The sequence below is a fragment of the Pseudogemmatithrix spongiicola genome, assembly GCF_030623445.1.
Lineage (GTDB): Bacteria > Gemmatimonadota > Gemmatimonadetes > Gemmatimonadales > Gemmatimonadaceae > Pseudogemmatithrix > Pseudogemmatithrix spongiicola.
The window spans coordinates 2,840,610-2,852,166 of the sequence record NZ_CP130613.1; the positions used below are offsets into that span (position 1 = coordinate 2,840,610).

General features: G+C 69.9%; 9 protein-coding genes. All 9 read left to right on the forward strand.

Translation table 11 applies throughout. The features are described 5' to 3' along the window. The first annotated feature begins 1 nt into the window (after position 1). The 9 genes from Strain318_RS13025 (at position 2) to Strain318_RS13065 (ending at position 11,490) form a co-directional block, all read left to right on the forward strand. The gene (locus Strain318_RS13025; RefSeq protein ID WP_367886132.1) at positions 2–1,192 is read left to right on the forward strand and encodes an acyl-CoA dehydrogenase family protein; all 1,191 of its coding nucleotides are present in this window, start codon (positions 2–4) and stop codon (positions 1,190–1,192) included. A gap of 23 nt (positions 1,193–1,215) precedes the next feature. Next, on the forward strand, positions 1,216–2,877 hold the full coding sequence (locus Strain318_RS13030; protein WP_367886133.1) for an AMP-binding protein: 1,662 nt from the start codon (positions 1,216–1,218) through the stop codon (positions 2,875–2,877). Positions 2,878–2,905: 28 nt separating this feature from the next. Continuing rightward, on the forward strand, positions 2,906–3,304 hold the full coding sequence (locus Strain318_RS13035) for a RidA family protein (protein ID WP_367886134.1): 399 nt from the start codon (positions 2,906–2,908) through the stop codon (positions 3,302–3,304). A gap of 21 nt (positions 3,305–3,325) precedes the next feature. Next, positions 3,326–4,453: a ketoacyl-ACP synthase III gene (locus tag Strain318_RS13040; protein WP_367886135.1), complete on the forward strand. Its 1,128-nt coding sequence runs from the start codon at positions 3,326–3,328 to the stop codon at positions 4,451–4,453. A 75-nt stretch (positions 4,454–4,528) separates the two neighbouring features. Beyond that, the gene (locus Strain318_RS13045) at positions 4,529–7,567 is read left to right on the forward strand and encodes a response regulator (protein ID WP_367886136.1); all 3,039 of its coding nucleotides are present in this window, start codon (positions 4,529–4,531) and stop codon (positions 7,565–7,567) included. Between the two features lie 11 nt (positions 7,568–7,578). Continuing rightward, positions 7,579–7,950 carry a response regulator gene (locus Strain318_RS13050; protein ID WP_367886137.1) on the forward strand — a complete coding sequence of 124 codons (372 nt, stop codon included), beginning with the start codon at positions 7,579–7,581 and terminating at the stop codon, positions 7,948–7,950. Further along, positions 7,947–9,908: a protein kinase domain-containing protein gene (locus tag Strain318_RS13055; RefSeq protein ID WP_367886138.1), complete on the forward strand. Its 1,962-nt coding sequence runs from the start codon at positions 7,947–7,949 to the stop codon at positions 9,906–9,908. Before Strain318_RS13050 ends, Strain318_RS13055 begins: the two co-directional genes overlap by 4 nt. 1 nt (position 9,909) lies before the next feature. Beyond that, entirely contained in the window at positions 9,910–10,512 is a 603-nt protein-coding gene (locus Strain318_RS13060) for a GNAT family N-acetyltransferase (RefSeq protein ID WP_367886139.1), read from the forward strand. Positions 10,513–10,695: 183 nt separating this feature from the next. Continuing rightward, positions 10,696–11,490 carry a P-loop NTPase family protein gene (locus tag Strain318_RS13065; RefSeq protein WP_367886140.1) on the forward strand — a complete coding sequence of 265 codons (795 nt, stop codon included), beginning with the start codon at positions 10,696–10,698 and terminating at the stop codon, positions 11,488–11,490. Positions 11,491–11,557: the final 67 nt, after the last annotated feature.

The window sequence follows — 11,557 nt, forward strand, 5'->3', positions numbered from 1 at the left end:
CGTGAGCACTTCGACCTCGCATCTCGATTGGCCGTTCTTCGATGACGCACATCGCTCGCTCGCGCGCGAGGTCGCGCAGTGGGTATCGACCCAGTCCATCGACCACGCCGACGCCGACGCCGCCTGCCGCAGCTGGGTGAAGGCGCTCGGCGCCGCCGGTTTCCTGCGCTATTGCGTGCCGGCCGCGCAGGGCGGCGCGCTCGCCGAGTTGGACTCGCGCGCGCTGTGCGTGCTGCGCGAACATCTGGCCGAGCACGACGCGCTGGCTGATTTCGCCTTCGCGATGCAGGGACTGGGCTCGGGCGCGATCACGCTCGCTGGCAGCGAGGCGATGAAGCAGACCTGGCTGCCCAAGGTGGCGCGCGGGACCGCGATCGCCGCGTTCGCGCTGAGCGAGCCGGACGCCGGCTCCGACGTGGCCGCCATCGCGACCACGGCCACGCCGACGAAGGGCGGATGGCGACTTGATGGCCGCAAGACCTGGATCTCCAACGGCGGCATCGCCGATTTCTACTGCGTGTTCGCCCGCAGCGATGCCGCGAGCTCGGGCGCGAAGGGCATCACGGCGTTCCTCGTGCCGGCGGAGACGAAGGGCCTGACGATCGCTGAGCGCATCGAGACCGTGTCGCCGCATCCGCTGGCCACGCTGCAGTTCACCGCATGCGAAGTGCCGGACACGCATCGCATCGGGGCGGTGGGCGATGGCTTCAAGCTCGCGATGCGGACGCTGGACATCTTCCGCGTGTCGGTCGCGGCGGCGGCGGTCGGCTTCGCGCGCCGTGCGCTGCGCGAGACGATCGCCCGGGCGAATGCACGCGCGATGTTCGGCAGCACGCTGGCCGCGCAGCCCTTGGCGCAGGCCATCGTCGGCGACATGGCCGCGGACCTCGACGCGGCCTGCCTGCTCACCTACCGCGCCGCGTGGCAGCGCGATCGCACCCCCGCGCGCACGACGGCGGTGGCGGCGATGGCGAAGCTCACGGCGACGGAACACGCCCAGACAATCATCGATCGTGCCGTCCAGCTGCATGGCGGGCTCGGCGTGCGGAGCGGACACATCGTCGAGCGCCTGTACCGCGACATCCGCGCGCTCCGCATCTATGAAGGCGCGACCGAAGTGCAGCGCCTGATCATCGGACGCGAGCTGCTCAAGGCGGCCGAGTCTGCCACGCGCGACCCCCGCAACGCCTAACCCGCGACACAAGGACCTCTGCGATGCCCACGGCTGCGCCGAAGGACCTCGGACCGAGTGCCCACGTGGATCACTGGCCCCGTCGGCAGTTGCCGCCGGCGGAGGAGTGGCCGGTCATCCGGTTGGACCCACCATACGACTATCCGGCGACGCTGAACGCCGCGGTCGAGCTCCTCGATCGCGCGCTCACCGACGGACACGCGGATCGCCCGGCGCTCATCACGCCCGATGGCAATGGCGGCTGGCAGCACACCACCTACGCGGAGCTCGCGGCGCAGGTCGATGCGCTGGCGCATGTGCTCGTGCGCGACATGGGGCTCGAACCCGGCAACCGCGTGCTGCTGCGCGGCTTCAACGGCCGCTGGATGGCCGTCGCTTGGCTGGCCACGGTGAAGGCCGGCCTCGTGGCCGTGACGACGATGCCGTTGCTGCGCACCAAGGAGTTGCGGGTCATCGCCGAGCGGGCGCAATGCCAGGCCGCGCTCTGCGACGTGCGACTGGCGGACGAACTGCGCCTCGCAGCGGAGTCACCGACGACGCTGCGCGACATCCGCGTCTGGGGTACGAACGATGCCGAAGGGCTTGAGGCGCTGATGGCCGTGCCGCGTGGGGCCTTCGATGCCGTGCGCACCAGCCGCGACGATGTGTGCCTCATCGCCTTCACGTCGGGTACCACCGGCGTGCCGAAGGGCTGCATGCACTTCCATCGCGACGTGATGGCCATGTGCGACGGATTCTCCAAGCAGGTGCTCAAGGCCACGCATACGGACCGCTGCATCGGCACGCCGCCTTTGGCCTTCACCTTCGGGCTCGGCGGCCTGCTGTGCTTCCCGTTGGCGGCGCGCGGTGCGGCCGTGCTGGTCGAGAAGGCCACGCCGGAGTCGCTGCTCGATGCCATCGCACAGACCAAGGCGACCGTGAGCTTCACCGCACCGACGTTCTACCGCGCGATGTCGCTCGCACTCAAGAAGGAGCCGCAGCGTTGGCGCCTCCCGTCGCTACGGGCCTCGGTGTCGGCGGGCGAGGCGCTGCCGGACGCGACGCGCATGCTCTGGCGCGAGACCACTGGCATCGAGATGCTCGACGGCATCGGTGCCACGGAGATGATCCACATCTTCATCGCTGCGGCGGGGAAGGACGTGCGGACGGGAGCCATCGGCAAGGCCGTGCCGGGCTACGAGGTCGCGATCCTCGACGACGCGCTGCATCCGCTGCCGACCGGTGAAGTCGGGCGGCTCGCGGTGCGCGGGCCCACCGGCTGCCGTTACCTGAACGACCCGCGCCAGCGCGACTACGTGAAGGGTGGATGGAACCTCACCGGCGATGCTGCCCTGATGGACGCCGACGGCTACGTGTTCTTCAAGGCGCGCACGGACGACCTCATCCTCTCCGCCGGTTACAACATCGGCGCACCGGAGGTGGAGGCCGCCGTGCTGCAGCATGAGAGCGTCGCGGAGTGCGCCGTCGTCGGCGTGCCCGATGAAGAACGCGGTCAAGCCGTGAAGGCCTTCGTGGTCCTCAAGCCCGACCATGAGGCCTCGAGCGCGCTCGCCAAGCAAATCCAGGACTTCGTGAAGGCGACCATCGCGCCGTACAAGTATCCGCGCCTCGTCGAGTTCGTCGCGGCGCTGCCCAAGACCGATACCGGGAAGCTACAGCGCTTCCGCCTCAAGGAGCCCAAGTGACCAACGACATCTCGCCGCGGGAGGCCGCGTGAGCCACAGGACCTTGCAGCCCGACGGCTGGGCCCGGCCGAGAGGCTATGCCAACGGCATCGTCGCGCGCGGCCGGACGATCTTTCTCGCCGGCCAGATCGGCTGGGACGCAGAGCAGCGTTTTGTCGGGCGCGATCTCGTCACGCAGGCCAAGCAGGCATTGCAGAACATCGTCGCGATCCTCGCCGAGGACGGCGCGAAGCCGGAGCACATCGTCCGCCTCACCTGGTACGTCACCGACCGGGCGGCGTATCTCGCCGCCGGCGCCGCGCTGGGCGCGGCCTACCGCGACGTGATGGGCAAGCATTTCCCGGCGATGACCGCGGTCGAGGTATCATCCCTGATGGAAGCCGACGCCGTGGTGGAGATCGAAGCCACCGCCGTCGTGCCCGAGTAGTCTCCCCCCACGGAACCTCCCATGCGATACGCCGAGATCACGGGCTGGGGCAAGTGCATGCCGCCGGCCACGCTCACCAACGACGACCTCTCGACTTTCCTCGACACCAACGACGAGTGGATCACGTCGCGCACCGGCATGAAGGAGCGCCGCATCTCGCACGTCAGCGCGGTTGAGATGAGCACCATTGCCGCGTCGCGCGCCCTGGCCTGCGCCGGCCTCGACGCCGCGGACGTGGAGCTGATCATCTACGGCGGCGTGAGCAACGAAGAGCTCTGCCCCAACTCCGCCTCCGGCGTGCAACTCGCCCTCGGTGCGACCGAGGCCGCGAGCATCGACCTCAACACCGCGTGCACGAGCTTCTGCTACGGACTCGCGACCGCGACGAGCATGATCCGCACCGGCATCGTCAGGAACGCCGTCGTCATCGGCGTCGAGCTCATCTCGCGCTACATGGATTGGAGCAACCGCAACGTGGCCGTGCTCTTCGGCGACGGCGCCGCCGCCGTCGTCCTGCAGGCCAGCGACCAGGAGACCGGCATGCTCGAGGCCGTCCTCGGCTGCGACGCCGAGGCGCGCGATTCGCTGCGGGTGCGTGGCTTCGGCTGCGGGTACTCCGGGCTCGGCATCACCTACGGCGACACGCTGTGGGACTTCGATGGCCAGGTAATCTTCAAGCGCGCCGTGCATGGCATGAGCGAGGCGTGCAAGCGCGTGATGGAGGCGCGGAAGCTCTCGGCGGATGACATCGGCCTCGTCGTACCGCACCAGGCGAACCTGCGCATCATCGAGTCGGTGGCCAAGTACGCCGGCGTGCCGATGGAGAAGGTGATGCTCACGGTGCAGAAGTACGGCAACATGAGCGCGGCGACGGTGCCGGTCGCGTTGGTCGAGGCGCTGGAAGAGGGGCGCGTGCGGCCCGGCAGCTGGCTGCTCATGCCGGCATTCGGCGGCGGACTCACGTACTGCGCACTGTTGGTGAAGTGGGGCAAGCGCGTGACGCCGCTCGGCACGAGCCCGATGGAGCTGCCGCCGCTGACCGGGACGGCGCTGGAGCTCGTGAATGCCGTGCGGGCCAGCCAGGATCCCCACGGGCGGAGCAAGGCGGGTTTGATGGCACCGGCCTTCGCGCTGCCGCCGAAAGCCTAGTCGGCCGCCGAGGCCCCGTGCGGACAGGACGGCGGCGCGGTATGTTCTCCGCCGTCGTCCCCAGCCGAGAGGCTCATGGCCCGAAAGGCGCCGATCAAGAAGAAGACGGTCAGGAAGCAGACGGTCAAGAACGCTCCGAAGCGGCCGAAGCAGAAAGCCGCATCGAAGAAGAAGGCCCCTTCCAAGCAGGGCCGTTCCGCCGCGCGTCCGGTTCGCAGCGCGCGCGACATGGGGCTCGGCACGGCCATGGCCCTGCGCCAATCGGCGTTGCTCCGGCTCAGCTCCGCGATCGCCGCCGCAACGTCCGAACAGGACATCTGCGAAGCCGTCGTCAACGGCCTCCGCGACGAGGCCCTCGGCTACTCGTTCCTCGGCATCTTCCTCATCGATGACGCCACCGGCGACCGCGTGATGGTTGCCAGCGTCGGATGGACCGCCGCGCCGCCGGGCTTCCGGCTCGCGAAGGGCCACGGCATCACCGAGCGGGCGGTGCTCGAGAAGCGCCTGCATTACACACCTGAGGTGCGGCGCGAGTCGCACTATGAGCCGACGCTGAACAGCGGATCGGAAGTCGACGTGCCGCTGATGATCGACGGTACGGTGATCGGCGTGCTCGCGGTCGAGAGCACGGAGCCGCGGGCCTTCGGCGCCAGCGACTTCGAGATCCTGCAGGCGGCGGCCACGCAGGCCAGCATCGCGATCGCCCGCGCACGGTTGCTCGTGGCGCAGCGCCAGCGCGCCGACGAGCACGAGGCCGTGCTGGGCTCCATGGCCGACCTGCTCACGCAGCGCGAGCTGCCGCGCACGCTGCAGGCCACGCTCGAGCGCGCCGTCGCGCTGCTCAAGGTCTCCGGCGGCGAGCTCGCCATCTTCGACGATGCACGCCAAGAACTCGAGGTCGCGGCAAGCCACCAGGTCGGCAAGGACACCACGGGCATCCGCCTCCGCTTCGGCGAGGGCGCGATGGGCCTCGTCGCGCAGTCGCAGAAGCCGCTGATCATTCCCGACTACCACGCCTGGCTCGGCAAGTCCTCGAAGTACTCCGATGTGCCCGTGCGCAGCGTGATGGCGGCGCCGCTCCTGATCGGCAACCGCCTGGTGGGCGCGATCGCCATCGTGGACGCGAACCCGACGCGCACCTTCGGCACCGACGACCTGCGGCTGCTCAACCTCTTCACGCCACAGGCGGCCATCGCCATCGAAGGCGCGCGCCTCTATGAGGAAGCGGCACGCCAGCGCGAGTTCTTCCGGTCGCTGCTCAACAACAGTCCCGTCGCCATCGTGCAGCTCGACACCGACTACAACGTGGCGTCGTGCAACCCGGCCTTTGAGGAGCTCTTCGGCTACACGGAGGCCGAGGCGCGCGGCCGCAACCTCGACGAGCTCATCACCGACCAAGTGACGCTCGGCGAGGCCGCGCAGTACAGCCGCGACGCCGTGGACCGCCCCGTGAAGGGCATCGGACGCCGGCGTCGCAAGGACGGCACCTTCGTCGAGGTCGAGATCCTCGGCGTGCCCGTGATCGCGGACGAGTCGCGCGTGGCGCTGATGGGCATGTACCACGACATCAGCGAGCTCTCGGAGGCGCGGCGTGACGCGGAGGGCGCGAACCGCGCCAAGAGCCAGTTCCTCGCGAACATGAGCCACGAGCTGCGCACGCCGCTCAACGCGATCATCGGCTACAGCGAGATGCTGCAGGAGGAGGCGCAGGACGCCGGACTCGAGTCCTTCGTCGCCGACCTCACCAAGATCCATACCGCAGGCAAGCACCTGCTCTCGCTCATCAACGACGTGCTCGACCTGTCGAAGATCGAGGCGGGCAAGATGGACCTCGTGCTCGAGACCTTCGACGTGGACGAGATGCTCGCCGAGGTGGTGACGACGATCCAGCCGCTGGTCGCGAAGAACGCGAATACGCTGGAGGTCATCCGCGACGAGTCGCTGGGCCGCATGCACGCGGACCTCGTGAAGGTGCGGCAGATGCTGCTCAACCTGCTCTCCAACGCCTGCAAGTTCACGGAACAGGGGTCGATCACGGTGCGCGTGGGACGCGAGGGCCGCGCGGGTGCGGAGGCGATGACCTTCGCCGTGTCGGACTCCGGCATCGGCATGACGCCCGACCAGGTCTCGCGGCTCTTCGAGGCGTTCACGCAGGCGGAGTCGTCCACGTCGCGGCGCTACGGCGGCACCGGCCTCGGCTTGGCGCTCACGCGTCGCTTCGCCGAGATGATGGGCGGCAGCGTCTCGGTCTCGAGTGAACCGGGCCGCGGCTCGACCTTCACCATGCGGATTCCCCTGCGCGTCGAACCGGCCCGCCGAGCGTCGCAGATGCTGACGGCGATCGACGACAGCGAGTCCGTCCAAGGCGACGGCAGCGCGGGTACCGTGCTCATCATCGACGATGACGCCGACGCGCGACGCCTCGTGCGCACGGCCCTTGCCGGCGAAGGCGTGCGCGTGCTCGAGGCCACCGACGGCCCGTCGGGTCTCGAGCTCGCGCGGCGTGAACGACCCGACGCGATCGCGCTCGACATCCTCATGCCGGGCATGGACGGTTGGGAGGTGTTGCAGCGTATCCGCGCCGATGCGGAGCTCGCAGAGATCCCGGTCATCATGCTCTCCGTGCTGCACGAGCAGCAGATGGCACTCGCCCTCGGCGCCACCGAGTACCTCACGAAACCCATCGACCGCGCGCAGCTGCGCCGCATCGTGCGGCGGCACCGCCATGAACCCGGCGGCACCGTGCTCGTCGTCGAGGACGATGTGGCCGTGCGGGCGTCGTTCCGCAGCGGCCTCGAACGCGAAGGCTGGACGGTGGTCGAAGCCGAGAACGGCCGCCGTGCGCTCGACACCCTCGCGACGGTGACGCCCGCGCTGATTCTCCTCGACCTCATGATGCCGGAGATGGATGGCATCGAGTTCATCACCGCGCTGCGGCGCGAGCCGCAGTGGCGCCAGATTCCCGTCGTCGTCGTCACCGCCAAGGACCTGACGCTCGAGGAGCGGCAGCGCCTCAATGGCCACGTGAGCGAGGTCCTCACCAAGGGCGAGTACTCGCCCCTCGACCTCGTTCGCGACATCCGCCTCCTGATGCGTCGCGCGCCCGACGCCTGACCCGGTCTCCTATGCCCCGCATCCTGCTCGTCGAAGACAACGAAATGAACCGCGACATGCTCTCGCGGCGGCTGGCGCGCCGAGGGCACGAGGTCGCCATCGCAGTCGACGGCCTCGAAGGCGTCGCGAAGGCGCTCGAGGGCGGTTGGGACCTGATCCTCATGGATATGTCCTTACCCGAAGTCGATGGCTGGGAAGCCACGCGCCGCATTCGCGCCGGCAGCAGCGGCCCGCGCGTGCCCATCATCGCCCTCACTGCGCACGCGATGTCGGGCGATCGCGAGAAGGCCCTCGAGGCGGGCTGCGACGACTACGATACCAAGCCCGTCGATCTCGAGCGCCTGCTCGGCAAGATGACCGCCCTGCTCGACCGTCCCGCGTGAGCACACCGCTCGACCCCGCGACGACCGCCGAGCTGCGTCACGAGCTGCGCACCCCGGTCAACCACATCCTGGGCTATGCGGAGCTGCTCGCCGAAGACGCGCCGCGCGATACGCCGACCGGTGCGGCGCTCGATGCGATCCGGGAGGCCGCGCGCGAAGTCCTCGCGGCCATCAATCACGCGCTGCCACCGTCCGGCGCCTCGGACGAGTCCGCCCTCCAGGCCCTGCTCACCACGCTGCGCGCGCCGCAATCGCGCATCCTCTCGCAGACGGCCGCGCTCGACGAGGCGAATGCCGACGCGCAGTTCCGCGCCGACATCGCGAAGATCGCCGAGGCGGCGCGGCATTTGTGCGACCCGCCGAGCGCGCGGCCGGCCAGCGGGCAGGCGGCCTCCGCCACCGGCAATGTGGCGAACGCTCCGATCGGGGAGGCCCCGAGCGTCGCGCATCCGACGCCGCTCGGCGGCACGGCGACGATCGCCGCTTCCCGCGGCCGCATCCTCGTCGTGGACGATGTCGACGAGAATCGCGCCGTACTCGCGCGGCGCCTCACCCGCGAGGGCTATACCGTCTCGCAGGCGGCGGGTGGCCTCGAGGCGCTCGCGATGGTCGCGGCGCAGGAGTTCGACCTCGTGCTGCTCGACGTGCGCATGCCGGACCTCGACGGCTTCACCGTGCTCGAGCGCCTCAAGTCCGCCGAGGCGACGCGCAACCTGCCGGTGATCATGATCTCCGCGCTCGACGACATCGCCGCCGTGGTGCGCTGCATCGAGCACGGCGCCGAGGACTACCTGGCGAAGCCGTTCGACCAAGTGTTGCTGCGCGCGCGCATCGGCGCCTCACTGGAGAAGAAGCGGTATCACGACCGCGAGGCGGACTACCTGCGCCAGGTGCTGCGCGTGACCGACGCCGCAGGGGACGTCGAGCGCGGGACGTATCAACCCGGCGCGCTCGACGGGATCACCGAGCGCGACGACGAGCTGGGGCGGCTCGCGCGCGTCTTCGACACGATGGCGGCCGGCGTGAAGGCGCGCGAGGCCAAGCTGCACGCGCAACTCTCGCAGCTCCGCGCCGACGTCAGCATCGCCACCAGCGAACACCGCGCGGTCACGGCGTTGAGCGACGGCGACACCGATGCGCTCCGGCCCGGGGCGCTGCTCGCGAATCGCTACGAGATCCGCAGCGTCATCGGCCGCGGCGGCATGGGCGTCGTCTATCGCGCCCACGACCGCGAGCTCAGCGAGGACGTGGCGATCAAGACGATCCGCCGCGACTTGCTGGCCACGGATCCCGTGCTTGCGGAGCAGCTCAAGAGCGAGATCCGGCTCGCGCGGCGCATCTCGCACCGGCACGTGGTGCGCACGCACGACCTTGGCGAGGCCGACGGGATTTCGTTCGTCACCATGGAGTGCGTCACCGGACTCACGCTGCGCGAGTTGCTCGAGACCCGTGGGCAGCTCGCCGCCGCGAGCACGCTGGCGATCGCGCGGCAGTTCGCCGAGGCGCTGGCGGTGGCGCACGAGGCGGGTGTGATCCACCGGGACGTGAAGCCGGAGAATGCGCTCCTCGACGCCGACGGCATGCTCAAGGTGATGGACTTCGGCATCGCGCGCATCGCCGCGGCCTCCACGCGCACGAACGCCGGCCTCATCGTGGGCACGCCGATGTACATGGCACCCGAGCAGCTCGTGGAGGAGGCCGTCGACGCACGCGCCGACCTCTACGCCCTCGGCGTCGTCCTCTACGAGTGCCTCGCCGGTACGCCGCCGTTCGTCGGGCAGAACGTCGTGTCGCTGATCGCCAAGGTGCTCACGACCGCGCCCGCCCCGATCGCCGCGCAGGTGCCGGACGTGCCGCCTGCATTGGCCGCGCTCGTGATGCGGCTTCTCGCGAAGTCACCCAACGACCGGCCGTCGAGCGCAACGGAACTGGTGGAACTGTTGAGCGAGCTCGGCTGAGGTGCGCGTCCTCCAGCCGGTGACGCTCGAGGGACACGGCGTCCGCCTCGAACCCATGCAGCCCACGCACGCGGCCGCGCTCGCGGCGGCCGTGCAGGACGGCGCGCTGTGGACGCTGCATTTCACGACCGTCCCCACCCCCGACGGCTGTGACGCCTACATCGCCCATGCCCTGCGCGGCCAGGCCGACGGCAATATGCTCCCGTGGGTCGTGCGTGACCTCGCCAGCGATTCGATCATCGGCAGCACGCGCTACCACGACATCGTCGCCGCGATCAGCCGCGTCGAGATCGGCTACACTTGGTATGCCGCGCGATTCCAGCGCACGCACGTGAATACGGCGTGCAAGCTGTTGCTGATGACGCACGCCTTCGACACACTCGACTGCGGCGTGGTCGCACTGCGCACCGACGCCGAGAACACGCGCTCGCAGGCGGCCATCGAACGGCTTGGCGCGCGTCGCGATGGCGTGCTCCGGCACTTCCAGGCGCGGAAGGACGGCAGCCCGCGCGACACGGTGATGTACAGCGTGCTGCGCGCGGAGTGGCCCGCGCTTCGGGAACGGTTAGCGGGGCGGTTGGACAGGCGGTTGGAAGAGCGCTGAAGGGGCGGGGAGCAACGGCGCAGCTTCGTCTCCCGTCTCCCAGACGTGAGACGTCTGCCCCCCGTCTCCCCCATTCCCCTCTCCCACCCCCCGCCCATACCCCCTCTCCCCTCTCCCACTCTCTTGCGGATTTCGGTGTTTATTCGGTAATTACCTACCCACTGACTTCGGTGTTTATTCGGTATGTCCGCCGCCCTCAAGCTCCTCCGTGAACAGCTCGCCGCCGTCGTCGCAGGCACGCCCAGCAGCACCCCTGGGCTCCCCACGGGCGTGAAAGGGCTGGACCTCGCACTCCCCGGCGGCGGTCTCCCCCGCGGCCGCATCACCGAACTGCTCGCCCCCGCCGGACTCGGCAAGACCACGCTCGCCCGCAGCATCGCCGCCAGCACGCTGCTCGGCGGTCACGCCGTCGCCTGGATCGACGCCACCCGCACGCTGGATCCGCGCGACTTCATAGATGTGGACGCCGCCGGCCGCGATGCCCTGTGGGTCGTGCGGCCCGGCGATCCCGCGCGCGCCGCCTGGTGCGCCGATCTCCTGCTGCGCACCGGGGCCTTCGCGCTCGTCGTGCTCGACGGCGCGCCCGTGCTCTCGCGCAGCATCGCCGTGCGCCTCTCGCAACTCACCCGCGACGCCGATGCCGCGCTGCTCCTGCTCGGCGATGGCCCCAAGGCCTCGGAGATCGGCGGCGCGCTGCGCCTCGTCCTCAAGCGCCGCCCTGCGCGCGACACGCGCGGCGGCCCGCAGGTCGCCGCGCTCATCGAGAAGGGTGGCCCGCATCAACTCGTCCCTTTGCATCTGGAGGTGGGCCATGCCCGCGCCATCGCCCGAGATCTCGCGCGGGACATCGCGCATCGCCTGTGTGCGCATCCCGAGGTTCCCGATCGGCGCGGCGTGGCTCGCGCGCGGAACGGCGCCACGCGCATCGGCAGCGTCCGCGGACGCCGTGCCGCGCAGCCCAGCTATCCCGAACGCTGAGCCTGCGCGCGACGCCACGGCAGCCGCTGCGCACTGGGATGCCCTGCCGATCGCCCTCTCCGACCGC